Raw genomic sequence first — 24,507 nt, forward strand, 5'->3', positions numbered from 1 at the left:
TGCATTTTATTTTTTTAAATACGTAATTTTAGTGATCATGATCGTAATTATTTGTTTCATTTTTTTTGGCAAAGCCAGGCGTGAGCAATATCAACAAAAGAGGGGTTTTAAGCGGAATTTAACAGATCGGGATCACACTAAAGTTTTATTAGCGACTCAGCGAATGCGGTAAATATTTCGAGGAAGTTTGAGAATCTACTTACAAGGGTAAAAATATGATGGAGCTCACAAATGAATAAGCCTCCGTGACGGGAGGCTTATTTGGGTTGATATATATCAAAGCGAATTAGCGTTCTATGGCGAGTGCCACACCCTGCCCGCCGCCAATGCACAACGTCGCCAGCCCTTTGCGGGCATCACGTTTCACCATCTCATGCACCAGCGAGACCAGAATACGGCAGCCAGACGCGCCAATGGGGTGGCCCAGCGCTATCGCCCCGCCGTTGACATTGACCCGGCGCTCATCCCACTCCAGCATTTTCCCTACCGAAAGCGCCTGGGCAGCAAAGGCTTCATTGACTTCGATCAGATCGACATCCGCCAGTTGCCACCCTGCCCGCTCCAGGCAGCGGCGCGTCGCATGCACCGGGGCTATCCCCATTAAGGCGGGATCCACGCCGACGCTGGCAAAGGCTTTAATGCGCGCCAGCACCGGCAGATTCAGCGCTTCGGCTTTGCTCTCGCTCATCATCATCACGGCGGCGGCACCGTCGTTGATAGAGGAGGCATTCCCGGCGGTGACCGAACCGGTGAGTTCAAAGGCAGGATTGAGCAACGCCAGCCCTTCTGCGCTGGCATCGGTACGCGGCTGTTCATCGGTATCCACCAGCAGATGTTCACCGTTCTGCTTCTGCGCGTTGACCGGGACAATCTCATCCCGGAAACGGCCTGCGTCAATGGCGGCCCGGGCCTTATGTTGAGAGCTGAGGGCGTAGGCGTCCTGTCGTTCACGGGAGATACCATATTCCCGCGCCAGGTTTTCCGCCGTAACGCCCATATGGTAATCGTTGAAGGCATCCCACAGCCCGTCGTGCACCAGGCTGTCGATAAGCTGGCTGTTCCCCAGCTGAGCGCCCGTGCGGCTGTCGGTCAGAACGTGCGGCGCGCGGCTCATGTTCTCCTGACCACCGGCGATCACCACGTCGGCTTCACCGCACTGGATCGCCTGGGTTGCCAGGTGCAGCGCCTTAAGCCCGGAGCCACAGACGTCGTTGATGGTAATGGCAGAGACGGTGTTGGGTAATCCCCCTTTCAGCGCGGCCTGACGGGCAGGGTTTTGCCCGGCCCCTGCGGTCAGCACCTGACCGAGGATCACCTCGTCGATCTCGTGGGCCTCAATGCCACTGCGCTCCACCAGCGCGCGGACCACCACGCTGCCCAGATCTACCGCCGAGTGGCGTGAGAGCGCTCCCTGGAAACAGCCAATTGCTGTGCGCAACGCACCCACTATCACGACGTCTTTCATCTCAACCTCTGCGCAAAATGACACCGCACATAGTAGAGTATTGTTATCAACTAATGATGTAATTGTTTAAAAAAAGTGAGTTTTATCACAAAGGATCGCGCACTCATTTTGCAGGCCCGGATGTAAAGCCCTGCATGTATTCACACAACTTATAATTTCCGCGCTAATTATAAGAGAACGCATTTGCATTATGACGGCACGACGATAAGTTAGGAGTGGCAAACACGCGTTTACACTGGAGTAACAAATGTCCGACTGTATCATTCCAGAAATAAAAGAATCAGAAGAAGAAATCATCGCCATCCGCCGTCATTTACATGCCAATCCCGAATTAAGTCTCGAAGAGTTTAATACCAGCAATCTGGTGGCTCGCCAGCTGGAAGGCTGGGGCTATCAGGTGACGCGGGAGATCGGAAAGACCGGCGTGGTCGGCTCGCTCAGCAAAGGCCAGGGCAGCAAATCCATCGGCCTGCGCGCCGATATGGATGCCTTACCGATCTTAGAAGCCACCGATTTGCCGTGGGCCAGTACCGTACCGGGCAAAATGCACGCCTGCGGCCACGACGGCCACACCGCGATTTTACTGGCCGCGGCGAAATACATTGCCTCGGATGCCTGCCAGTTTAACGGCACCGTGCACCTTATTTTCCAGCCTGCCGAAGAGGCGATTGGCGGCGCGGATTTAATGATTAAAGACGGGCTGTTTGACCGCTTCCCCTGCGACCGTATTTTCGCCCTGCACAATATGCCTTATCTGCCGACCGGTAAGTTTGGTTTCTATGAAGGCAACTTTATGGCCTCCGCCGACACCGTGAAAATTACCCTACAAGGGTACGGCGGTCACGGTGCGCACCCGGAACGCACCGTGGATCCGATTGTGACCGGGGCCGCCCTGATCATGTCCCTGCAGAGCATTGTGGCGCGTAACGTGCCGCCGGGTGAAACCGCGGTGGTGACCGTCGGCACCTTCCAGGCGGGCATTGCCTCTAACGTGATCCCGGACAGTGCGGTGATGGAGCTGACGGTGCGTTCGATGAAGCCGGAGATCCGCGACCTGCTGATCCGCCGGATTCAGGAGCTCACCGACTTCACCGCCCGCAGCTACGGCGCCACCAGCGAAGTGGAGATCTATGACTCCTACCCGGTGCTGGTGAACGATGCGGAACAGACCGCCTTCGCCCGCCAGTTGGCCGTCGAATTCTTTGGCGAGGATGCGGTACTCGAGAGCGTCTCCCCGTCCAACGGCAGTGAAGATTTCGCTTTTATGCTCCAGCAACGTCCGGGCAGCTATTTCCTGCTTGGCAACGGCGAGAAAGGGGAAAAAGGCGGCTGCATGGTGCATAACCCAGGCTACGACTTTAATGATGAGATCATTACCACCGGAGCCTCCTTCTTTGCCCGTTTGGTTGAAAACTATTGCCGTTAAGACAGGGACAGATAATGAAAAAATACCTTTTACCGCTGGTGGCACTGCTGGCAACGTCGTCTGCCCTGGCAGCAGAGACCAAAGAGCTGCGTTTTGGCGTGGATCCGACCTTTGCCCCCTTTGAATCGAAAAATCCGCAGGGCGAGGTGGTCGGTTTTGATATCGATCTGGGCAATGCCATCTGTAAGCAACTGCAGGCGAAATGCGTCTGGGTTGAAAGCAACTTCGACGGCATCATTCCGTCCCTGAAGGCGCGTAAATTTGATGCCATCCTCTCCGGGATGTACATCACCGACAAGCGTAAAGAGCAGATTGCCTTCAGCGACAAGATCTACAGCGGCCCGGCTTTCCTGGTGGCACGTAAAAACAGCCTCGCCAGCAACAGCGTGGATCAGCTGAAGGGGAAAACCATTGGCGTTGAGCAGGGTTCCGCCCAGGAAACTTATGCCAATGAGCAGTGGCGCGGCAAGGGCGTTAACGTGGTGGCCTACCAGGGTGCCGATCAGGTGATCCGCGACCTCGAGTCCGGGCGTATTGATGGCGCCGTGCTCTCCGGGGTGATGGCGGAATACAGCTTCCTCAATAAGCCGCAGGGTAAAGAGTTTGCTTTTGTCGGCAATGCGCTGCAGGACGATGCCCTGTTTGGCGCCGGGGCGGCCATTGGACTGCGCAAAGAGGATGACCAGCTGCGCCAGGAGCTGAACGGCGCTATCGCGGCGATCCTGGCGGACGGGACCTACAAAAAGCTCGCCTCACAATACTTCAGCTTCGATATTTACACCGGCAAGTAATGGTGTACCGCCCTTCAGCCACTGAAGGGCGGAGATTTCCAGTACTGGGTTAAGGCAGGCTCGTTGCCATTAATTGGATCCGACTCAGGAAACGGCAGCGCCACGATACGCGCCAGGATTGCCGGCGTTGCCGCCTGCTTACACAGATCGAACTCCATCCCCGGCGGATACGCCCCTACTACCTGAAAATCGAGCGTTGCAGATAAGCGGCAGTGCCCGGTTCCCGCAGGCAATAAAAGTGCGTCCCCGGCTTCGACCTCCATCTCTTCACCCCCAGGACCGCCAATCACCAGGCGCGCCGTTCCCCGGGCAACACCCAACACTTCATGAGCAGTCGAGTGGTAATGGTGATAGTCGAAAATCCCATCGCGCCACTGGGGCGGCCATCCGTTGTCGGCAAACCGTTGTTCAAACTGGCTGGCAAAATCGCCTTCCGATATTGCCCCTTTATAGATCAGCACCGGCAGATGAGGATTATTAGGCACCCAGTCTCTGGCTGAGAGCATCAGTACCCTGGGCGTAATGGTATTTTTAGCGGCCATGTCTCTTCTCGACGGTTAATTCACCCCATCAAGTGTAGTCCTTTTAGATTTCGGTACCGATCAGGGGAATGTCGTATTCATCACACAGGATCCGCCTGGTGCTGAAGCCAGTGCCGCAGCCAGTTTCCCGCCGTCCCCGGCGGAGAGCGCTTATTCCACACCAGATCGATCGCTACCGAACGCGGCCAGCCCGGCACGTTGAGCTGCACCAGGGCTTTCGCAGGGGAAAACTCTGCCACCAGCGCACAGGGCAGCGCGCACCAGCCGAAGCCCTGCACCGCCATGCTGAGCAACATCAGGTAGTTGGGCGCAGACCACACCGGCCCCTGGGCCAGCACCGGTTCGCGCTCCAGATAGGTGTTCAGGCGCAGCTCCCGCCAGCCGTGCAGTTCATCAGCTTCAGTGCGCTTTTGCGCGGCGAGGGGATGCGTGGCGGAGGTATAGATCGCCATGTGGGTCTGCATCGGCAGGCGAACGGCGGCAATGTCGGTGGGATAACTCTCCCGCGCCTCCGTGAGGCCGATGTGCGCCCGCCCTTTTTGCAGCAGGTCGATGACATCTTCTTCTTCACCGATGAGGCATTCGAATTCGGTATGGGGAAAACGCTCGTCAAAACGAAACAGCATCTCCTCCAGCACGTCCGGGTGCAGGGTGTCGGAGAGCACAAAGGCCAGCCGCGCTTCGGTCTCTTCACTGAGGGAGACCGCCAGCTCGTCAAGCCGCGCGCTGGCGGCGAGGATCGACTGAACGTAGCCCAGCACCTGTTTACCCTGGGCGGTGAGCACCGGCTGACGGGCGCTGCGATCGAACAGCGCGAAGCCGAGATCATCTTCCAGATGGGCGATGGCGGTGCTGATGGTGGACTGACTTTTGCGCAGGCGGCGGGCGGCAGCGGAGAACGAGCCGGCGGCAACCGTCTCGACAAACGCCGTTAAGGCTTCGGGGGAGTAGCGCATGATGTATCTACTTTATCGATGGAATCCAACTTTTATATATCAGTTTTAACGATAAAAATAGCGACCTGATTCTGCCCATCCTGGCAGGTTAATGAGGTATCAGGTTATGCAGCACGACGATATTCAACACCGAAAACTGCCGGAGCGTATCTTCCACGCCGTCTGTTTCGAGGGCATCGCCACGGCGATCCTCGCCCCGACCACCGCCTGGCTGATGCAGCGTCCGGTGCTGGAGATGGGCGGATTGACTATTCTGCTCGCCACCACGGCGATGATCTGGAATATCATCTATAACGCCGGTTTTGACAGACTGTGGCCGCGGCATATCGTTACCCGCACCGCCAAAGTTCGCGCCCTCCACGCCCTCGGCTTTGAGGTCGGGTTTATTTTTATCGGCGTCGGCATTGTGTCGCTGGTGCTGGGCGTAAGCCTGTTGCAGGCGTTTACCTTAGAGATTGGCTTCTTTATTTTCTTCCTGCCGTACACCATGGTCTATAACTGGGCGTACGACACCCTGCGCGATCGCGTCATGAAGCGACGCCAGCAGCGACAGCCTGCAACCTGGTAATCCCTCCGGCCGGAAATGCTTTCCGGCCTGCTTAAACCCGCCTCAGCCACCACGCCAACTGATGATTATGGTAAAATAGTCTCCTTTTTGTTGGTTTTATAGTTGATACTTTTCTCTCATGTCGAAAATATGGTCTAAAGAAGAGACCCTCTGGAGCTTTGCCCTGTACGGCACGGCCGTGGGCGCAGGAACCCTGTTTCTGCCCATCCAGCTGGGATCTGCGGGCGCTGTCGTCCTGTTTATCACCGCCCTTGTGGCATACCCATTCACCTACTGGCCCCACAAAGCGCTATGCCAGTTCATCCTCTCGGCAAAAACAAAAGGCAGCGAAGGGATCACCGGCGCGGTCACCCACTACTACGGTAAAAAGATCGGCAATCTGATCACCACGCTCTACTTTGTCGCCTTTTTTGTGGTGGTGCAGATCTACGCCGTGGCGATCACCAACTCGCTGACCGAACAGCTGGCGAAGCATATAACGGTGGACACCACCGTGCGGGTGCTGGTCAGCCTGGGCGTCGTGCTGGCGTTGAATCTGATCTTTTTGATGGGGCGTCATGTCACCATCCGGGTGATGGGCTTTCTGGTCTTTCCGCTGATAGCTTACTTCCTGCTGGTGTCGCTGTACCTCACCCACAGCTGGCAGCCCTCGCTGCTAACCAGCCAGATGACGGTGGATAAGCACACTCTGCACCAGGTGTGGATCTCTATTCCGGTGATGGTGTTCGCCTTCAGCCATACCCCGATTATTTCGACCTTTGCCGTTGACCGGCAGGAGAAATATGGCGACGCCGCGATGGGCAAATGCACCCGCATCATGAAGGTGGCGTACCTGATCATCTGCCTGAGCGTGCTGTTCTTTGTCTTCAGCTGCCTGCTGTCGATCCCGCCGTCCTATATCGTCGCCGCCAAAGAGGAAGGGGTCACTATTCTCTCCGCGCTCTCGATGATGCCCTCCTCCCCTTCCTGGCTTGGGATTTCCGGGATTGTGGTAGCCATCATCGCGATGTCGAAGTCGTTTCTCGGCACCTATTTTGGCGTGATTGAGGGGGCAACGGAGATAGTGAAATCAGGATTAAATCAGGTTGGGGTGAAGAAAAGCCGGGCCTTCAATCGGGCCGTGTCGGTGATGGGGGTCTCTCTGATCACTTTTGCGGTGTGCTGCATTAACCCCAATGCCATCTCGATGATCTACGCCATCAGCGGGCCGCTTATCGCCATGATCCTGTTTATCATGCCGACCCTGTCTACCTTCCTGATCCCGGCCCTGAAGCCTTACCGCTCCGTAGGCAATGTGCTGACGCTGATTGTCGGGGTGTTATGCGTGTCGGTAATGTTTATTGCTTAAAGCGGGGATGAGTGTGATAACGCTGCCGGGAAAGGCCATACAGCACGTGAGTGGCAAGCCGGTGATCGGCCGGCAGCGACGGGTGCAGAAAGTGCCCCTGTTTAGTCATTCCCAGGCGTTGCATTAACGACTCAGAAGAGACGTTGTGGATGGAGGTAAAAGAGACCACCTCGTCCAGCTCCAGCACCTCAAAGGCATACGCCAGGCAGGCCATTGCGGCTTCACAGGCAAACCCCTTGTGCCAGAACGGTTTTGCCAGTCGCCAGCCAATTTCAGTGCAGGGTGAAAATGAAAAACGGTCGGGCTGATGATGCAGGCCGACCATGCCGAGAAAGGTCCCGCTGGCCTTCTCCTCCACCGCCCAGAATCCCCAGCCGTTGAGGTCAATGAGCGCGTGAAAGCGCTCTGCCAGCGCATCGCTCTCTTCCCGGCTCAGGAGCGCGGGGAAGCAGCCCATCACCTCCGGGTCACTGTTCAGCGCGGCAAATGGCGCCAGATCCTCTGGTCGCCATTGCCGGAGCCGTACCCGTGCGGTCTCAGGCGCGGATATCGTCATACTCGCGGGTGTTATCAAATTCGTGTTTCGCAAACGGGCACAGAGGGATGATTTTGCGGTTCTCTGCGCGCATCTTTTCTACCACCTTCGCCACCAGCTGTTTGCCCACACCCTGCCCTTTCAGGCTGGGATCGACATCGGTATGCTCAATAATGCTGAGGTGTTCGCCGGTGGGAACAAAGACAATTTCCGCGACCTGGTTGCCATCGGCATCATTCACATAAAACTTGTTATGGCCTTCCTGAATTTCCATGGGTTCTCGCTTATTTGTGGCGGTATTTGAGTGCGCCGCTTGGGCAGGTATCGATCACACGCACAACCGTATCAACATCCACTTCATCAGGGATGATCCACGGCTTACGTTTCAGGTTGAAGAGTCTGGCGCTGCCACGCACGCAGTTTCCCGCGTGCTGACAAATACCGGTATTGAAGTAGACGTCAATTTTCTCACCGGTATAGGCCCGGTATCCCGCTTGCAGGAGATCGTTATCCATGACATTGCCTCAGTAATTATTATGAGTTTGGGAACAAGCATAGCGTTGGCGTGCAGCTTCAAAAAGTTAACATTTATTTAATGTATGAATCCAGCACCTTCAGCACGACATCAAGATCCTCTTCCCGCTTCACTTCATCGCCTTCATGAACGATATGCTCAGTGAGATGGCCCTTAATCACTTCCCGCATTAAGCCGTTTACCGCCCCGCGGATCGCCGCGATCTGCTGCAGCACCGCAGCACATTCGTGCGGCTCGTCCAGCATCTTTTTCAGCGCCGCGACCTGACCCTGAATTTTATTGGTGCGGGCTTTAAGCTTCTGTTTATCACGGATGGTATGCGACACGTGGCACCTCGTTAACCGAAAAATCAACGCTGATTGTAACATCGACGATCTACTGGGGGGTAGTATACTGTACTGGGGGGGAGTAGAATCCGGGCACCAACAACTCACAAACAACGCTTCTCATGAACGAATTTACCGCTCTTCTTCAGCAAGGTAATGCCTGGTTTTTTATTCCCAGCGCCATCTTATTAGGTGCTTTACACGGCCTGGAGCCCGGCCATTCCAAAACCATGATGGCGGCTTTTATCATCGCCATTAAAGGCACGGTGCGGCAGGCCGTGATGCTTGGGCTGGCCGCGACGATTTCCCATACCGCCATCGTCTGGCTGATTGCCTTTGGCGGGATGTACCTCAGCAACAGGTTCACCGCGGAATCGGCTGAGCCCTGGCTACAGGTGATCTCTGCGATCGTTATTCTGAGCACCGCGGTGTGGATGTTCTGGCGCACATGGCAAGGGGAGAAGAGCTGGCTGGCGGAGATGCAGGGGCATGATGACCACCACCACCATGATCACCACCATGACCATGACCATGACCACCATGATCATCATCATCACGAACACGAACACGAACACGATCGTGCCGCGCTGGAAGGGCTGGAGGTCAATTCGAAGGCGTATCAGGATGCCCACGCGCGCGCTCATGCCCATGATATTCAGCGCCGCTTCGCCGACAGAGAGGTAACTAACGGGCAGATCCTGCTGTTCGGCCTCACCGGAGGTCTGATCCCCTGCCCGGCCGCCATCACCGTACTGCTTATCTGTATCCAGCTGAAAGCCTTAACCCTGGGCGCAACGCTGGTGGTCAGTTTCAGCATGGGGCTGGCGCTTACCCTGGTGACCGTTGGCGTAGGGGCCGCGGTGAGCGTACGTCAGGTGGCAAAACGCTGGAACGGGTTTAATACGATGGCCAGGAGAGCCCCCTACTTCTCCAGCGTGCTGATTGGGCTGGTGGGGATTTATATGGGGATCCATGGTTTTTTGGGCGTAATGCGATAAATCGCTGATAACCATGTTTATTGTATTGTCTTTAAGGTAGTCTGTTTTCTTTATCAGCAGACTGCCCGGAGCGCCTGAATGACTATGGATACCCCCTCTATTTGAAAGGATTAGTTGTTATATTGCTTGCCTTTTGGGCATGGGACGTAATCAAAACAAAGCGAAAAAAACGGTCTGCTGACCCAGCCATTGCACACGCTGATGCCAGGGAACGCAACGCATGGCGCTATGTCAGATGGGGGTTTCGGGTAATACAGATCGCCTGTGCGCTCTATTTTGTACAGATGCTGATTCAGATCTTACTGGCGTAGGTTTGCAGGGAGTAAGGGAACAGACAAAGGAATTATGGAGCGGGCGAAGGGAATCGAACCCTCGTATAGAGCTTGGGAAGCTCTCGTTCTACCATTGAACTACGCCCGCTTTGAGGTGCGTAAAGCATTATAGACCTTACGCCTCTTCTGACAAGACTCCCGTACGCTAACCGGCGATTAAATAACCACTTAGCACTTCGGTTTGCCGCCCGGCGCCGGTAAATAGCGTACCGGATCGATCGCCGTCGCCTTATAACGGATCTGGAAATGCAGCGCCACGGTATTGGAGCCGGTGCTGCCCATGGTGGCGATCTTCTGCCCGGCCTTCACGTTTTGTCCGTTATTCACCAGCAGAGTGTCGTTATGGGCATAGGCGGTGATGTAGTCCTCGCCATGCTTAATCATGATCAGGTTGCCATAACCGCGCAGCTGGTTGCCGACATAGACCACCTTGCCCGCATCAGAAGCATACACAGGCGACCCGCGGGTACCGGCGATATCAATCCCTTTGTTTCCCCCTTCTGCGGTGGAGTAGGGTATCACCACTTTTCCGCTGGCAGGCCAGACCCAGCAGCGCTGCCCGACGGGCGGCCAGGAGGACTTAGGTACGGCGTAAGAAGGCGTGACCGCGGCAGTTTTACCTTTGCTCTTTGAAGAGGATTTTTTAGCCGTGGCGCTGCTGCCGTTTACCTTCAGCTTTTGTCCCACTTCAATGGTGTAAGGTGGCGAAATATTATTCAGACGCGCCAGATCCTTCACGCTGGTGCCGGTCGCACGCGAGATGCGGTACAGCGTATCGCCGCGTTTAACGGTATACACAGGACCAGAATCCGATGCCTGATTGCCCGCGCATCCCGCCAGCAACAGGGCCAGGATCAGGCAAAACAGAGCAGAAACGGGTTTTTTCATCGGGCTTCCTGCAAACAAAACAGTTCCTCGGTCAACGTGAATGGCCGCGCTATGATAGCAGCCCCGACTGATATGGGTCAGCCCTTTTCCGCTCTGGGCGACAAACCGTTCGTATAAGAATGCAGTATAATAATGCCGCTGATGGTGCTGAACCATCTGGCATGTTTGGTACTGGAGCACGAATGAGTATTCAAGAACACGTTATTTTGGTAAACGACCAGGGAATGGTGATTGGCACTCAGGAAAAATATGCCGCACACACCTCTTATACCCCACTGCACCTGGCATTCTCCTCCTGGCTCTTTAACGCCAATGATGAATGCCTGATTACCCGACGCGCACTGAGCAAAAAAGCCTGGCCCGGCGTCTGGACGAACTCGGTCTGCGGCCATCCGCAGTCTGGCGAAGAGACAGAACAGGCAATAATCCGCCGCTGCCGTTTCGAAGTGGGTGCCGAAATTGCCAATATCACCCCCGTTGCGCCTGAGTTTCGCTACCGTAAAATCGACCCTTCCGGGATTGTTGAAAACGAAATTTGCCCGGTATTTGCCGCTCGCATCACGAATGAAATAACAATAAATGATGATGAAGTGATGGACTATCAGTGGGTTGAGCTGGAGACATTATTCCGCGCGCTGGATGCCACGCCCTGGGCCTTTAGCCCGTGGATGGTCATGGAAGCGAGTACGGCTCGCGAGGCACTCAGAGCCTTCGCAGCGCAATAAAAAAGCCCCTTTCGGGGCTTTTTTTACATCTTAACGGCTTACTTCACCGGACGCATCGCCGGGAACAGGATCACGTCGCGGATGGTGTGGCTGTTGGTGAACAGCATAACCATACGGTCGATACCAATACCCAGGCCCGCTGTTGGCGGCAGGCCGTGCTCCAGTGCGGTCACGTAGTCTTCGTCGAAGAACATCGCTTCGTCGTCGCCTGCGGCTTTCGCATCAACCTGGTCCTGGAAGCGCTGCGCCTGATCTTCTGCATCGTTCAGCTCGCTAAAGCCGTTGCCGATTTCGCGGCCACCGATGAAGAATTCAAAGCGGTCGGTGATCTCCGGGTTCTCGTCGTTACGACGCGCCAGCGGAGAAACCTCTGCCGGGTACTCGGTGATGAAGGTCGGCTGAATGAGGTGCGCTTCGGCCACTTCTTCGAAGATCTCGGTCACGATACGGCCCAGACCCCAGCTCTTCTCAACTTTGATACCGATGCTTTCGGCGATCGCTTTCGCCGAGTCGAAGTTATCCAGAGCGGCCATCTCGGTTTCCGGACGGTATTTCTTGATCGCTTCGCGCATGGTCAGCTTCACGAACGGCTTGCCGAAGTCGAAGACCTCTTCACCGTAAGGCACTTCAGTGGTGCCCAGAATGTTCTGCGCCAGAGTACGGAACAGAGATTCGGTCAGCTCGATCAGATCTTTGTAATCTGCATACGCCATATAGAGTTCCATCATAGTGAACTCTGGGTTATGGCGCACGGAGATGCCTTCGTTACGGAAGTTACGGTTGATTTCGAATACGCGATCGAAACCACCAACCACCAGACGCTTCAGGTACAGTTCCGGCGCGATACGCAGGTACATGTCGAGGTCCAGGGCGTTGTGATGGGTGATGAATGGACGCGCGGACGCACCGCCCGGGATCACCTGCATCATTGGGGTTTCCACTTCCATAAAGTCGCGGGCTACCATGAACTGACGAATGCCAGCCATAATCTGGGAGCGAATTTTGAAGGTGTTGCGGGATTCATCGTTAGAGATGAGATCCAGGTAGCGCTGACGGTAGCGCGCTTCCTGATCCTGCAGGCCGTGGAACTTGTCCGGCAGCGGGCGCAGGGCTTTTGTCAGCAGACGCAGCTCGGTGCAGTGAATGGACAGCTCGCCGGTCTTGGTTTTGAACAGCTTGCCTTTAGCGCCGAGGATATCGCCCAGGTCCCATTTCTTGAACTGCTCGTTGTAGATCCCTTCCGGCAGATCGTCGCGGGAAACGTACAGCTGGATGCGGCCACCCACGTCCTGCAGCGTGATAAAGGAGGCTTTACCCATGATACGACGGGTCATCATGCGGCCTGCAACGGCCACTTCGATGTTCAGCGCTTCCAGCTCTTCGTTCTCTTTAGCGTCGAAGTCAGCGTGCAGTTGGTCTGAGGTACGATCGCGACGGAAATCGTTCGGGAACGGCACGCCCTGCTCGCGCAGTGCAGCCAGCTTCTCGCGGCGGGTTTTCAGTTCATTGTTAAGATCGACGACCGCGTCAGCGCCCTGTGCTTGTTGTTCAGACATGTTGGTTCCTCATAACCCTGCTTTCAGACTTGCTTCGATAAATTGGTCCAGGCTGCCATCCAGCACCGCCTGCGTGTTACGGGTTTCGACACCGGTACGCAGGTCTTTGATGCGGGAGTCATCAAGGACGTAAGAACGGATCTGGCTGCCCCAGCCGATGTCAGATTTGTTATCTTCCATCGCCTGCTTCTCAGCATTTTTCTTTTGCATCTCCAGTTCATAAAGCTTCGCTTTCATCTGCTTCATGGCCTGGTCTTTGTTTTTATGCTGGGAACGGTCGTTCTGGCACTGTGTTACCAGCCCGGTCGGCAGGTGAGTAATACGCACCGCGGATTCCGTACGGTTAACGTGCTGACCGCCCGCACCGGAGGCGCGGTAAACGTCGATACGCAGATCCGCCGGGTTGATTTCGATATCGATATCGTCCTTCACTTCCGGATAGACAAACGCGGAACTGAAAGAGGTGTGACGACGGCCGCCGGAGTCGAACGGGCTCTTACGCACCAGGCGGTGAACGCCGGTTTCGGTACGCAGCCAGCCGTAGGCGTAATCGCCAATAATTTTAACGGTGACAGATTTCAGGCCTGCAACTTCGCCTTCAGACTCTTCAATGATCTCGGTCTTAAAGCCGCGGGCTTCAGCCCAGCGCAGGTACATACGGGTCAGCATGCTGGCCCAGTCCTGTGCTTCTGTGCCGCCGGAACCGGCCTGGATATCCAGGTAGCAGTCGGCGCTGTCGTATTCACCGGAGAACATGCGACGGAATTCCAGCTGGGCCAGCTTCTCTTCCAGCACGTCGAGTTCTGCCACGGCTTCGTTGAAGGTCTCTTCGTCGTCGGCCTCAACGGCCAGCTCCAGCAGGCCGGACACGTCATCCAGACCCTGCGCCATCTGATCAAGCGTATCGACGATAGCTTCCAGAGAGGAACGCTCTTTACCCAGCGCCTGTGCGCGTTCAGGTTCGTTCCAGACGTCCGGCTGTTCCAGCTCGGCGTTTACTTCTTCGAGACGCTCTTTCTTGGCATCGTAGTCAAAGATACCCCCTAAGAACGTCGGAGCGCTCCGTGAGGTCCTGAATGCGGTTTTTTACCGGATTAATTTCAAACATGGTCTGTTTTCTTTTATGGACTAGTCAAAATGCGGAGATAAGGGCGGAATTGTACCGGATTCACGCCCTGTTTTATAGCGGAATAGTGATGCTAAAGTGGCCAGATATGGTCGATGATGATTTGCAGCGTGCGGTTGCCGCGAAACTCGTTGATATCCAGTTTGTAGGCCAGTTCGACTTCGCGCACGCCGTTGTCCGGCCAGATAGTGGTATCGACGTTAAAGGCGATCCCGTCCAGCAGCGGGCCGCCGCCGACCGGTTCTACCATCACTTTCAAATGGCGTTCACCCACCAGCCGCTGTTGCAGCAGACGGAAGCGGCCATCAAACAGCGGCTCCGGGAACATCTGCCCCCACGGACCGGCATCACGCAGCATCTGCGCCACTTCCATGGTCATTTCAGCGGGGGTTAACGGACCGTCGGAGACCACCTCGCCCTGCAACAGGGCCGGATCCAGCCAGTCGGTGACCAGCTCGCTGAAGAGCCGCTGGAACCGATCGAATTTCGCCTCTTCCAGCGACAAGCCCGCCGCCATCGCGTGGCCGCCAAACTTGATCATCAGATCCGGGTGCAGCGTATGCAGGCGCTCCAGCGCATCGCGCATATGCAGCCCCTGAATGGATCGGCCCGATCCTTTCAGCGTGCCGTCTCCGGCCGGAGCAAAGGCAATAACCGGACGGTGAAAACGCTCTTTGATGCGCGAGGCCAGGATCCCGACCACTCCCTGGTGCCACTCGGGGTGATACATCGCCAGCCCACCGGGCAGCGTTTCGCCGCTGCGCTCCAGCTTTTCGCACAGGGTCAGGGCTTCGGCCTGCATCCCCTGCTCGATCTCTTTGCGGGTCTGGTTCAGGGCGTCCAGCTCGTTGGCCAGCACGCGCGCTTCGCCGATGTTGTCGCACAGCAACAGCGCCACGCCCACCGACATATCATCCAGACGCCCGGCGGCGTTGAGACGCGGGCCGAGGGCAAAGCCCAGATCGCTGGCCGCCAGCCGCTGCTGATCCCGGTTGGAGATCTCCAGCAGCGCCTTAATGCCCGGACGGCATTTGCCGGCCCGAATGCGGTTTAAGCCCTGCCAGGTGAGAATACGGTTATTGGCATCCAGCGGCACCACGTCCGCCACGGTGCCCAGCGCCACCAGATCGAGGAATTCCGCCAGATTCGGTGCGGCAATGCCCTGCGCCTCAAACCAGCCTTTATCCCGCAGCTTCGTACGCAGCGCCAGCATCAGGTAGAAGGCCACGCCCACACCCGCCAGCGATTTTGACGGGAAGTCGCAGTCGCGCAGGTTGGGGTTGATGATCGCTTCCGCCGCCGGCAGCGTGTCGCCAGGCAGGTGGTGATCGGTGACCAGCACCGGGATCCCCAGCTTGTGCGCACGATCGACACCGGCATGGGACGAGATCCCATTGTCGACGGTGAGGATCATTTGCGCGCCGCGGGCATGGGCCTGATCGACCACTTCCGGGCTCAGGCCGTAGCCATCCTCAAAGCGGTTAGGCACCAGGTAGGAGACGTTATCGCACCCCATCGCCCGCAGGCTGAGCACGCTCAGCGCGGTACTGGTGGCGCCATCGGCATCGAAATCCCCCACCACGATGATGCGCGTTCCTTCACGAAAGGCGTTGTACAGCAGCTCCGTGGCCGTATCGACGCCACTCAGCTGCTGCCAGGGCAGCATATTTTTTACGCCTTTCTCAAGATCGTCTGCATGTTTCACGCCACGGCTGGCGTACAGTCGACGCAACAGAGGCGACAGATCCGCGGGTAAGGCGGCGCTGTCGTCCACTTCACGACGACGGAGTTGTATCGAAGATTTCACGCGAATTATTTACCGCCAAACTGTTTCTGGTGCGCATCAAGGAACGCTTTCATCTCTTTCGGTCCCTGGTAGCCCGGCACGACATACCCGTTGCTCAGCACGATGGCTGGCGTACCGGTCACGCCAAACTGCACGCCCAGCGCGTAGTGATTGGCAATGTCGATATCGCAGGAAGCGGCCTGAATGCCTTTGCCGTTCATGGCGTCATCAAAGGCTTTGTTGCGATCTTTCGCACACCAGATGGCCTTCATGTCCTGCTCAGGCTGGCTCTGCACGCCCGCACGCGGGAAAGCGAGATAACGCACGGTGATGCCCAGCGCGTTGTAGTCTTTCATCTCTTCATGCAGCTTGTGGCAGTAGCCGCAGGTGATGTCGGTGAACACGGTGATGACGTGCTTTTCCTGCGCCGCTTTGTAGACAATCATCTCTTTTTCCAGCGCATTCAGGTTTTTCATCAGCATCTGGTTAGTGACGTTGACCGGCTGGGCGCCGCTCACATCGTACAGCGGCCCCTGCAGAAAGTGCTTACCGTCTTCGGTGACGTACAGCACGCCGCCGCTGGTCATCACGGTTTTCATTCCGGCGATCGGCGCAGGCTGAATATCGCTACCGGTAACGCCAAGCTTCGCCAGAGACTGTTTGATGGCCGCATCGTCAGCATGCGCCAGACCAGATAATGAGGCTGCCAGCAGAGAGAACAGCACTAAAGACTTTTTCATATTGGTTCCTGTTACGAGTCATCACGCACGTGGGTGATGCTGTTGGTGTAGCTGCCGCAGGCGTTCCGTCGCGACATGCGTGTAGATTTGCGTCGTTGAAAGGTCACTGTGCCCAAGCAGCATCTGGACCACGCGCAGGTCGGCGCCATGATTCAGAAGGTGGGTCGCAAAAGCGTGACGCAGAACGTGCGGCGAAAGTTTTTCACTGTCGATACCCGCCAGTGTGGCGTAATGTTTGATGCGATGCCAGAAGGTTTGACGCGTCATCTGTTGCGCACGTTGACTCGGGAATAACACATCAATGGAGACACCGTTGAGCAACCACGGACGTCCATGCTGGAGATAACTCTCCAGCCAGTACACTGCCTCTTCACCCAGCGGCACCAGACGCTCTTTATTGCCTTTACCGATCACCCGCACCACGCCCTGACGCAGGCTGATATCGCTCATCGTCAGCCCGACCAGCTCAGAGACGCGCAGCCCCGTCGCATACAAGACCTCAAGCATCGCTTTATCGCGCAACTCCAGCGGTTGGTCAACCACCGGCGACTGTAATAATCTCTCAACTTGTGCTTCGCTGAGATCCTTCGGCAGACGCTGCGGCAGCTTGGGCGAGGCCAGCGCGGCGCTGGGATCGTCGGCGCGCAATTTCTCACGATACAAGTGCTGAAACAGACGCCGCATGGCGCTCAGCAGCCGCGCGGAACTGGTAGCCTTATAGCCCCCCTCCATACGCTCGGCAAGCAGCGCCTGCAAATGGTCACTTTGGGCCGTAGTAAGAGAGAGGTCATGATGATGCAACCAGGCCACCAGCATCGCCAGATCGCGTCGGTAGGCGCTGAGGGTATTTTCGGCAAGATTCTTCTCCAGCCACAGCGCATCGAGAAACTGCTCGATGAGTGCGAGATCCTTTTCCACGTCAGCCTCTTTCGTTCTGCAATGGGGGCATTATGCCTGAATGCGGGTTGTTTCTGGTACACTACTCGCAAAGTCATAGCAAGTATTGAGACATTTTAGCGATGAATATTGGTCTGTTTTATGGTTCCAGCACCTGCTACACCGAGATGGCCGCAGAGAAAATTCGCGACATTATCGGTCCGGAACTGGTCACCCTGCATAATCTCAAAGACGACGCCCCGACGATGATGGAACAGTACGACGTGCTGATCCTGGGTATCCCGACCTGGGATTTTGGTGAACTTCAGGAAGACTGGGAAGCCATCTGGGAACAGCTTGATTCCCTGAAGCTGGAAGGCAAAATTATCGCGCTGTACGGCATGGGCGATCAGTTAGGCTATGGCGAGTGGTTCCTCGACGCGCTGGGGATGCTGCATGACAAGCTGGCGCCGAAAGGGGTGACCTTCATCGGTTACTGGCCGACCGAAGGCTATGAGTTTACCAGCAAGAAACCGATCATTGCCGACGGCCAGCTGTTTGTCGGGCTGGCCCTTGATGAGACTAATCAATACGATCTGAGCGAAGAGCGCCTGCAAAACTGGTGCGAACAGATCCTCGGCGAAATGGCGGAGCAGTTTAGTTAACGGCTATCGCCCCTGCGTCGGTTGCTGCGACAGCATCCGGCGCAGATCCCGCCACTCCCCTTCGTCCATGCTGTCTGCCGCCAGCCATAAATGGTGGTAGCGTTTCCCGTCGCCTTTGCGTAAGCGAAGCATCATGCCGGCATTTAGCATCCACGGCGTGCCGACAATCTCCCACTCGCTGCCCTGCCAGTGCAGTCGGGAATCCATGAACAGTTTGATTTCGCCCTGACGGGAATTAATGCGTCGTTGACTGCGCACGCTGTCGAACACCACCAGCGACAGTAAGATTAACCATAATGGGGTGTAGCTCAGCGGCCATGGCATCAACAGAATGCAAGCCGCAACCAGGCCGTGGAGCAAAAGAGACATCCACTGGGCGCGCCACGAGACGCGTAAATCAGATTGCCACAGGACCACGTTCCCGATTCCGTGTTTGAATTAAAAGCACCATCCGTTGCAGTTCGGCGTCGGCAGGTTCGCCGTGATTCATCAACCAGTTAAATAAATCAGGATCGTCGTTCTCCAGCAGACGGATGAAGAGCTGTTTGTCCTCATCGCTCAGGGTGTCGTATTCGTATTCGAAGAACGGCATGATGGAGATATCGAGTTCGCGCATGCCGCGACGGCATGCCCAATGAATGCGGGCTTTGTTAGTAATGTCCATGTGCATTTTTCCTGCATAACGTTGAGTTCAGGCAGTGTTTCGTTCGTATCGGTTAAGAAAGAGAATCTACCGGGAAGAAACGGCTCTTAGTGTAACGTGTTTTTTGCTGTTTCATTACTGGAATATTACGTTCCTGCCGCACTCTTCCAGAAAAAACCACAACAAAAAAGCGTGTTCATCCGTTTTGCGTCGTGCTACGCAGAACAGCGCGAGGGCACGAATAGCCTGTTGAAACCGCTTGCATTGGCTACAGTCTCTTTTACCATTAGGCATTAACAAAGCGTTATGCAATTCAGGACCTCACTATGGCATTTACACCTTTCTCCCCGCGCCAGCCTGTCGCCTCTGCGCGTCTGCCGCTGACGCTTATGACCCTTGATGACTGGGCGCTGGCAACCCTCGTCGGCCTGGACAGCGAAAAGTACCTGCAGGGCCAGGTGACCGCTGATGTCAGTCAGATGACCGAACACCAACACCTGCTGGCCGCGCACTGCGATCCAAAAGGCAAGATGTGGAGCAACCTGCGCCTCTTCCGCCGTCAGGACGGGTTTGCCCTGATCGAACGCCGCAGCCTGCGCGACGCGCAGCTCGCGGAGCTGAAAAAGTATGCGGTGTTCTCAAAAGTAACCATCGCCGCCGATGACGAGCTGGTGCTGCTGGGCGTAGCCGGGTTCCAGGCGCGCGCGGCGTTGAAAAATCTGTTCAGCGAACTGCCGGATGCCGAAAAACAGGTGACTCACGACGGCGCCACCTCGCTGCTGTGGTTTGAACACCCGGCGGAACGCTTCCTGCTGGTAACCGATGTTGCTACCGCAGAGCGCGTGACCCAGGCCCTGCGTGGCGAAGCCCAGCTGAATAACAGCCAGCAGTGGCTGGCGCTGAACATTGAAGCGGGCATCCCGGTAATCGATGCCGCTAACAGCGGGCAGTTTATTCCTCAGGCGACCAACCTGCAGGCACTCGGCGGGATCAGCTTTAAAAAAGGCTGCTATACCGGCCAGGAGATGGTGGCCCGGGCGAAGTTCCGCGGCGCCAACAAACGCGCGCTGTGGTATCTGGCGGGCCAGGCCAGCCGTGTACCGGAAGCCGGTGAAGATCTGGAGCTGAAAATGGGTGAGAACTGGCGCCGGACCGGCACCGTGCTCGCCGCCGTTCAGCTCGATGATGGTCGTCTGCTGGTGCAGGCCGTCATGAACAATGACATGGAGCCCGACAGCGTGTTCCGCGTGCGTGAAGATGTGAATACCCTGAGCATCGAGCCGCTGCCGTATTCGCTGGAAGAGTGATGGTGTTAGTGCCGGGTGGCGGCTTCGCCTTACCCGGCCTACGAAACCCGTAGGCCCGTGCAAGCGTAGCGCCGCCGGGCAAAAACAATCTTAATTAAACCTGCCCTACATACAAATAAATCGCCAGGAAATGGCACACGCTGCCGCCCAGCACAAAACCGTGCCAGATCGCGTGGTTATAGGGAATGCGCTTGCAGACGTAAAAAATCACCCCCAGCGAATAGACAATTCCGCCCACCGCCAGCAACGTCACCCCGCCCGCCGACAGTTTTACCGCCAGCTGATAGACCACAATTAGCGACAGCCAGCCCATCGTCAGATAGGTCACCAGCGACAGCACCTTAAAACGGTGCGCAATGGTCAGCTTAAACAGGATCCCCAGCAGCGCCAGGCTCCAGATAACGATCATTAGCCCGCGCGCCAGCGGCGAATTCAGCCCCACCAGCAAAAACGGCGTATAGGTCCCGGCAATCAGCAGATAGATGGCGCAGTGGTCGAATTTTTTCAGCCAGATCTTGGCCCGCTGATGCGGAATGGCATGGTAAAGGGTGGAGGCCAGGAACAGCAGAATCATGCTTCCGCCATACAGGCTGTAACTGGTGATCGCCAGCGCGCTGGCGTTGGTGTCGACGGCCTGGACCAGCAGCAATACCAGCCCGACGATGCCAAACACCAGACCGACCCCGTGACTAATACTGTTGGCTATTTCCTCAGCCAGCGAATATCCCTGTGCGGTTAATGGCTTGCTAACCATAGAGAACTCCGGGAAAACATAAGTGAATACTGCATCGCTGACTATGCTAACTGAGAATGATTCCAGTGAACACCTGTTAGCTAAAATAAATATCATATTAATATTTATTTAATATAATCATATATTTGAGTGATATTTTCAGCTAACGCCTGTTCAGGTTAAAAATCAAAGACATTTAAAATCAATGACATAAAACTGAGTCTGATTCGGATAGATCTCCGCGATGACCCGCTTAAGTTCTCCCAGGGTCATGTTCTCTTGCTGAGCATGTTTTTCGGTCAGCGTTTCCAGCGTCACGGTCGAGGTATTCGTCACCTCAATGGTACAAAAGTAGCCGTCGTCTTCGTAACGCCCCACGCGCAGAACATCACCCGCTTTAAAGTGCGCCTCGCTCTCATCACGGATGGTGATGGTCTTACGTCCGGCCAGAATGTCATCCTGAAAGCGCTGAAAAAAAGTAATGTCGTTTGGCTGCATGTTATTATTCCCTGAAGATGAAGTTGATGAGTGAGTTTAGCCACTGTGAGCATGTTCTCCCATTCCGCCATTGCCAGTCTCAATAATCTGGAGATGATGGTCTACAACACCGTCATTAAAAACCGCGATCGGGTGATGTACATGACCATCCGCGAACTGGCGGATGCGGCAGGGGTTTCCACCACCACCGTGCTGCGCTTTTGCCGCAAACTCAATTGCGATGGCTATTCTGAATTCCGCGTGCGGTTTAAATTATATCTCGAACAAAACGAACCGCAGCAAGCCAATTTTGGTGCCAGTGAGATTATCAGTTTTTTCAAAAGCGTAAACAACGATGAATTTGATACGCTTTTAAATAATGCCGTGGATATTATCTTATCGTCGGAGCGTATTATATTTGTCGGCGCAGGCACTTCTGGCTCGCTGGCAAAATACGGTGCGCGTTTCTTTTCCAATATTGGTAAATTCAGCAACCATATCGACGATCCTTATTTCCCGGTCACCAACGATATGGCGAAAAACGCCCTGGCGATTGTCCTCTCGGTCTCGGGCGAAACCGAAGAGATCCTGCGCTTCGCCAGCCAGTTCAGCCTGCATCACTGCAAGGTTCTGTCGATCACCAGCCACGAACATTCGCGGCTGGCGAAACTGGCGGACTTTAATCTCTCCTGGCATGTACCCCAAACGCGTATCGCAGGCGTCTACGATATTACGACGCAAATCCCGGTGATTTATATTCTTGAATCACTGGGACGCAAACTGGCGAAGAAATTAACAGAATAAAACACCCTGTTTTTTAGAAGTGACAAATTACAATTTCTGCAAATTGTTATATCGTGACTTTTTATTCCCCTTTGTTAGACTCAAAAATAAGACAATAAATGAGATTAGCAAAGATGAAAAAACTCACTTTACCAAAAGACTTTTTATGGGGCGGCGCGGTCGCGGCGCATCAGGTTGAAGGCGGCTGGAACAAAGGCGGCAAAGGCCCAAGCATTTGTGACGTGCTGACCGGTGGCGCACACGGCGTACCGCGTGAGATCACCCAGGAAGTGGTTGAGGGCAAATACTACCCGAACCATGAAGCCATCGACTTCCATGGTCACTATAAAGAAGACATCAAGCTGTTTGCCGAGATGGGTTTCAAATGCTTCCGCACCTCCATTGCCTGGACCCGTATCTTTCCGAAAGGTGACGAAACCCAGCCGAACGAAGAGGGGCTGAAGTTCTACGACGACATGTTCGATGAGCTGCTGAAGTACAACATCGAGCCGGTGATCACCCTCTCCCACTTCGAAATGCCGCTGCACCTGGTGCAGGAGTACGGCGGCTGGACCAACCGTAAGGTGGTGGACTTCTTCGTTAATTTCGCTGAAGTGGTGTTTGAGCGCTACAAGAGCAAGGTCAAATACTGGATGACCTTCAACGAGATCAACAACCAGCGTAACTGGCGCGCCCCGCTGTTCGGCTACTGCTGCTCCGGCGTGGTCTATACCGAGCATCAGAACCCGGAAGAGACCATGTATCAGGTGCTGCATCACCAGTTCGTGGCCAGCGCCCTGGCGGTGAAAGCCGCCCGCCGTATCAACCCGGAAATGAAAGTCGGCTGCATGCTGGCGATGGTGGCGCTCTATCCGTTCTCCTGCAAGCCAGAAGACGTGATGTTTGCTCAGGAATCGATGCGTGAACGCTATGTCTTTACCGACGTGCAGCTGCGTGGCTACTACCCGTCCTACGTCCTGAACGAGTGGGAGCGTCGCGGTTTTAACATCAATATGGAAGCGGGCGATGAGCAGATCCTGCGTGAAGGCACCTGCGACTATCTGGGCTTCAGCTACTACATGACTAACGCGGTGAAAGCGGAAGGCGGCACCGGCGATGCGATCTCCGGCTTCGAAGGCAGCGTCCCGAACCCGCACGTGAAAGCGTCGGACTGGGGTTGGCAGATCGACCCGGTGGGTCTGCGCTACGCCCTGTGCGAGCTGTATGAGCGCTATCAGAAGCCGCTGTTTATCGTGGAAAACGGCTTCGGCGCTTACGACAAAGTGGAAGAGGACGGCAGCATCAACGATGACTATCGTATCGACTACCTGCGCGCCCACGTCGAAGAGATGATAAAAGCCGTGACTCATGATGGCGTGGATCTGATGGGCTACACCCCGTGGGGCTGCATCGACTGCGTGTCCTTCACCACCGGCCAGTACAGCAAACGCTACGGCTTTATCTACGTGAACAAGCACGACGACGGCACCGGCGACATGTCCCGTTCGCGTAAGAAGAGCTTTGAGTGGTACAAAGCGGTGATCGCCAGCAACGGCGAGGAACTTTAATTCTGTAACGCCGGGTGGCGGCTTCGCCTTACCCGGCCTACAAATGATGCGGGTGGGATTTACTTCCCGCCCGCTAACTCAATAAAGCTGCCCGTCACGTACGACGCCTTCTCGCTCAGCAGCCAGACAATCGCCTGCGCCACCTCTTCAGGCTGGCCGCCGCGCTGCATCGGCAGCATCGACTTCACCCGATCCACACGTCCTGGCTCCCCGCCAGAAGCATGAATTTCGGTATAAATCAGCCCCGGACGGACGCAGTTAACCCGAATGCCCTGTGCCGCCACCTCCAGCGCTAGCCCAGTAGTAAGGGAGTCCACGGCCCCTTTCGATGCCGCGTAATCCACATACTCCCCTGGCGCGCCGAGTCGTGAGGCCGCGGACGAGACGTTCACAATCGCCCCGCCTTTCCCGCCATGCTTTAGCGCCATGCGTTTCACCGCCTCACGGCAGCAGAGGAAATACCCGGTCACGTTGGTGGCCAGCACGCGGTTAATACGTTCGGCAGAGAGATTTTCGATGGTGCTCTGCTCAAACAAAATGCCGGCGTTGTTAACCAGCGCGGTGAGGGGCTCACCTTCACGATCGAGGCTGTCAAACATCGCCATGACCTGCGCTTCATCGCTGATGTCCGCACGCAGGGCAAAGGCCCGGCCGCCCTCTTTCACAATCTGCGCGATCACGTCGGTGGCGGCTTTGATGTTGTGGTGATAGTTCACCGCCACGGTGTAGCCTTCGCTCGCCAGCTGCAGCGCCGTAGCTTTGCCAATTCCGCGGCTGGCGCCGGTTACAAGTGCAATTGCCATAAGACTCTC

At 55.8% G+C, this 24,507-nt stretch carries 28 protein-coding genes and 1 tRNA gene; 10 read left to right on the forward strand and 19 right to left on the reverse strand.

The features are described from left to right. Positions 1–286: 286 nt before the first annotated feature. The gene (locus GNG27_RS19065; protein WP_156264574.1) at positions 287–1,465 is read right to left on the reverse strand and encodes an acetyl-CoA C-acetyltransferase; all 1,179 of its coding nucleotides are present in this window, start codon (positions 1,463–1,465) and stop codon (positions 287–289) included. Between the two features lie 247 nt (positions 1,466–1,712). On the opposite strand from GNG27_RS19065, the gene GNG27_RS19070 reads away from it, so the two are divergent. Both GNG27_RS19070 and GNG27_RS19075 read left to right on the forward strand, forming a co-directional pair. Next, positions 1,713–2,891, forward strand: coding sequence for a M20 aminoacylase family protein (locus GNG27_RS19070; RefSeq protein WP_142486992.1), 1,179 nt, complete (start codon positions 1,713–1,715; stop codon positions 2,889–2,891). A gap of 14 nt (positions 2,892–2,905) precedes the next feature. Beyond that, positions 2,906–3,682 carry an ABC transporter substrate-binding protein gene (locus GNG27_RS19075; RefSeq protein WP_142486993.1) on the forward strand — a complete coding sequence of 259 codons (777 nt, stop codon included), beginning with the start codon at positions 2,906–2,908 and terminating at the stop codon, positions 3,680–3,682. 14 nt (positions 3,683–3,696) lie between these two features. Here GNG27_RS19075 and GNG27_RS19080 read toward each other — a convergent pair whose 3' ends face one another. Together GNG27_RS19080 and GNG27_RS19085 are read right to left on the reverse strand one after the other, a co-directional pair. After that, positions 3,697–4,224: a cupin domain-containing protein gene (locus GNG27_RS19080; RefSeq protein ID WP_142486994.1), complete on the reverse strand. Its 528-nt coding sequence runs from the start codon at positions 4,222–4,224 to the stop codon at positions 3,697–3,699. An 80-nt stretch (positions 4,225–4,304) separates the two neighbouring features. Then, complete coding sequence (locus GNG27_RS19085; protein ID WP_142486995.1) at positions 4,305–5,180, reverse strand: LysR family transcriptional regulator; 876 nt, start codon at positions 5,178–5,180, stop codon at positions 4,305–4,307. Positions 5,181–5,286: 106 nt separating this feature from the next. Here GNG27_RS19085 and GNG27_RS19090 point away from each other — a divergent pair, with 106 nt between their 5' ends. Then, positions 5,287–5,748 (forward strand): multidrug/biocide efflux PACE transporter, encoded by a 462-nt coding sequence (locus GNG27_RS19090; protein ID WP_156265179.1) that lies wholly within the window; start codon positions 5,287–5,289, stop codon positions 5,746–5,748. A gap of 118 nt (positions 5,749–5,866) precedes the next feature. Continuing rightward, positions 5,867–7,096: an amino acid permease gene (locus tag GNG27_RS19095; RefSeq protein WP_142486996.1), complete on the forward strand. Its 1,230-nt coding sequence runs from the start codon at positions 5,867–5,869 to the stop codon at positions 7,094–7,096. Here the strand turns inward: GNG27_RS19095 and GNG27_RS19100 are convergent. The 4 genes from GNG27_RS19100 to rcnR all read right to left on the reverse strand — a co-directional run bounded on the left by GNG27_RS19100 (position 7,086) and on the right by rcnR (position 8,492). Beyond that, positions 7,086–7,652 (reverse strand): GNAT family N-acetyltransferase, encoded by a 567-nt coding sequence (locus tag GNG27_RS19100; protein ID WP_156264575.1) that lies wholly within the window; start codon positions 7,650–7,652, stop codon positions 7,086–7,088. The genes GNG27_RS19095 and GNG27_RS19100 overlap by 11 nt on opposite strands. Beyond that, positions 7,633–7,905 (reverse strand): GNAT family N-acetyltransferase, encoded by a 273-nt coding sequence (locus GNG27_RS19105; protein ID WP_142486998.1) that lies wholly within the window; start codon positions 7,903–7,905, stop codon positions 7,633–7,635. The genes GNG27_RS19100 and GNG27_RS19105 overlap by 20 nt, the downstream gene beginning before the upstream one ends. Positions 7,906–7,915: 10 nt before the next feature. Then, complete coding sequence (yjdI, locus tag GNG27_RS19110; protein ID WP_103792598.1) at positions 7,916–8,146, reverse strand: 4Fe-4S mono-cluster protein YjdI; 231 nt, start codon at positions 8,144–8,146, stop codon at positions 7,916–7,918. A 73-nt stretch (positions 8,147–8,219) separates the two neighbouring features. After that, entirely contained in the window at positions 8,220–8,492 is a 273-nt protein-coding gene (gene rcnR / locus GNG27_RS19115; protein WP_142486999.1) for a Ni(II)/Co(II)-binding transcriptional repressor RcnR, read from the reverse strand. Between the two features lie 122 nt (positions 8,493–8,614). Here rcnR and GNG27_RS19120 point away from each other — a divergent pair, with 122 nt between their 5' ends. After that, positions 8,615–9,490, forward strand: a complete 876-nt coding sequence (locus GNG27_RS19120; RefSeq protein WP_156264576.1) for a nickel/cobalt efflux protein RcnA — start codon at positions 8,615–8,617, stop codon at positions 9,488–9,490. Positions 9,491–9,836: 346 nt separating this feature from the next. Here GNG27_RS19120 and GNG27_RS19125 read toward each other — a convergent pair. Further along, positions 9,837–9,910, reverse strand: a tRNA-Gly gene (locus GNG27_RS19125). A gap of 80 nt (positions 9,911–9,990) precedes the next feature. After that, the gene (gene actS, locus GNG27_RS19130) at positions 9,991–10,710 is read right to left on the reverse strand and encodes an amidase activator ActS (protein ID WP_156264577.1); all 720 of its coding nucleotides are present in this window, start codon (positions 10,708–10,710) and stop codon (positions 9,991–9,993) included. 182 nt (positions 10,711–10,892) lie between these two features. On the opposite strand from actS, the gene idi reads away from it, so the two are divergent. Further along, entirely contained in the window at positions 10,893–11,435 is a 543-nt protein-coding gene (gene idi / locus GNG27_RS19135; RefSeq protein ID WP_156264578.1) for an isopentenyl-diphosphate Delta-isomerase, read from the forward strand. Between the two features lie 38 nt (positions 11,436–11,473). On the opposite strand, the gene lysS is transcribed toward idi, so the two are convergent. From lysS to xerD, 5 genes are all read right to left on the reverse strand, one after another. Next, the gene (lysS, locus tag GNG27_RS19140; protein ID WP_156264579.1) at positions 11,474–12,991 is read right to left on the reverse strand and encodes a lysine--tRNA ligase; all 1,518 of its coding nucleotides are present in this window, start codon (positions 12,989–12,991) and stop codon (positions 11,474–11,476) included. A 9-nt stretch (positions 12,992–13,000) separates the two neighbouring features. After that, positions 13,001–14,099, reverse strand: a protein-coding gene (gene prfB, locus GNG27_RS19145; RefSeq protein ID WP_142487004.1) for a peptide chain release factor 2 whose coding sequence is annotated in 2 segments (ribosomal slippage) — positions 13,001–14,023 and positions 14,025–14,099 — 1,098 coding nt in all. Because the reading frame shifts where the segments join, the coding sequence is not laid out codon by codon here. A 91-nt stretch (positions 14,100–14,190) separates the two neighbouring features. Continuing rightward, positions 14,191–15,924, reverse strand: coding sequence for a single-stranded-DNA-specific exonuclease RecJ (recJ, locus tag GNG27_RS19150; RefSeq protein ID WP_156264580.1), 1,734 nt, complete (start codon positions 15,922–15,924; stop codon positions 14,191–14,193). A gap of 5 nt (positions 15,925–15,929) precedes the next feature. Next, positions 15,930–16,643 (reverse strand): bifunctional protein-disulfide isomerase/oxidoreductase DsbC, encoded by a 714-nt coding sequence (gene dsbC / locus GNG27_RS19155; protein ID WP_156264581.1) that lies wholly within the window; start codon positions 16,641–16,643, stop codon positions 15,930–15,932. A gap of 21 nt (positions 16,644–16,664) precedes the next feature. Next, positions 16,665–17,561, reverse strand: a complete 897-nt coding sequence (xerD, locus tag GNG27_RS19160) for a site-specific tyrosine recombinase XerD (protein WP_142487007.1) — start codon at positions 17,559–17,561, stop codon at positions 16,665–16,667. A gap of 101 nt (positions 17,562–17,662) precedes the next feature. Between xerD and fldB the strand changes: the two genes are divergently transcribed. Then, positions 17,663–18,184, forward strand: coding sequence for a flavodoxin FldB (fldB, locus tag GNG27_RS19165; protein ID WP_142487008.1), 522 nt, complete (start codon positions 17,663–17,665; stop codon positions 18,182–18,184). Positions 18,185–18,187: 3 nt separating this feature from the next. Here fldB and GNG27_RS19170 read toward each other — a convergent pair whose 3' ends face one another. Beyond that, positions 18,188–18,601 carry a protein YgfX gene (locus tag GNG27_RS19170; protein ID WP_156264582.1) on the reverse strand — a complete coding sequence of 138 codons (414 nt, stop codon included), beginning with the start codon at positions 18,599–18,601 and terminating at the stop codon, positions 18,188–18,190. Next, positions 18,582–18,848, reverse strand: coding sequence for an FAD assembly factor SdhE (gene sdhE, locus GNG27_RS19175; RefSeq protein WP_142487010.1), 267 nt, complete (start codon positions 18,846–18,848; stop codon positions 18,582–18,584). The genes GNG27_RS19170 and sdhE overlap by 20 nt, the downstream gene beginning before the upstream one ends. A 305-nt stretch (positions 18,849–19,153) precedes the next feature. On the opposite strand from sdhE, the gene ygfZ reads away from it, so the two are divergent. After that, the gene (gene ygfZ, locus GNG27_RS19180) at positions 19,154–20,134 is read left to right on the forward strand and encodes a tRNA-modifying protein YgfZ (RefSeq protein ID WP_142487011.1); all 981 of its coding nucleotides are present in this window, start codon (positions 19,154–19,156) and stop codon (positions 20,132–20,134) included. Positions 20,135–20,228: 94 nt separating this feature from the next. Here ygfZ and GNG27_RS19185 read toward each other — a convergent pair whose 3' ends face one another. Both GNG27_RS19185 and yqfB read right to left on the reverse strand, forming a co-directional pair. Then, positions 20,229–20,888, reverse strand: coding sequence for a hemolysin III family protein (locus tag GNG27_RS19185; protein ID WP_142487012.1), 660 nt, complete (start codon positions 20,886–20,888; stop codon positions 20,229–20,231). 165 nt (positions 20,889–21,053) lie between these two features. Then, positions 21,054–21,365, reverse strand: a complete 312-nt coding sequence (gene yqfB, locus GNG27_RS19190) for a N(4)-acetylcytidine aminohydrolase (protein WP_156264583.1) — start codon at positions 21,363–21,365, stop codon at positions 21,054–21,056. A gap of 51 nt (positions 21,366–21,416) precedes the next feature. Here yqfB and GNG27_RS19195 point away from each other — a divergent pair, with 51 nt between their 5' ends. Then, positions 21,417–22,148, forward strand: coding sequence for a MurR/RpiR family transcriptional regulator (locus GNG27_RS19195; protein WP_142490021.1), 732 nt, complete (start codon positions 21,417–21,419; stop codon positions 22,146–22,148). A 113-nt stretch (positions 22,149–22,261) separates the two neighbouring features. After that, positions 22,262–23,695 (forward strand): 6-phospho-beta-glucosidase BglA, encoded by a 1,434-nt coding sequence (gene bglA / locus GNG27_RS19200; protein ID WP_156264584.1) that lies wholly within the window; start codon positions 22,262–22,264, stop codon positions 23,693–23,695. Between the two features lie 59 nt (positions 23,696–23,754). On the opposite strand, the gene GNG27_RS19205 is transcribed toward bglA, so the two are convergent. Then, the gene (locus tag GNG27_RS19205) at positions 23,755–24,498 is read right to left on the reverse strand and encodes an SDR family oxidoreductase (RefSeq protein WP_142487015.1); all 744 of its coding nucleotides are present in this window, start codon (positions 24,496–24,498) and stop codon (positions 23,755–23,757) included. Positions 24,499–24,507: the final 9 nt, after the last annotated feature.

The organism is Leclercia sp. 119287 (assembly GCF_009734485.1).
Taxonomy (GTDB): domain Bacteria; phylum Pseudomonadota; class Gammaproteobacteria; order Enterobacterales; family Enterobacteriaceae; genus Enterobacter; species Enterobacter adecarboxylatus_C.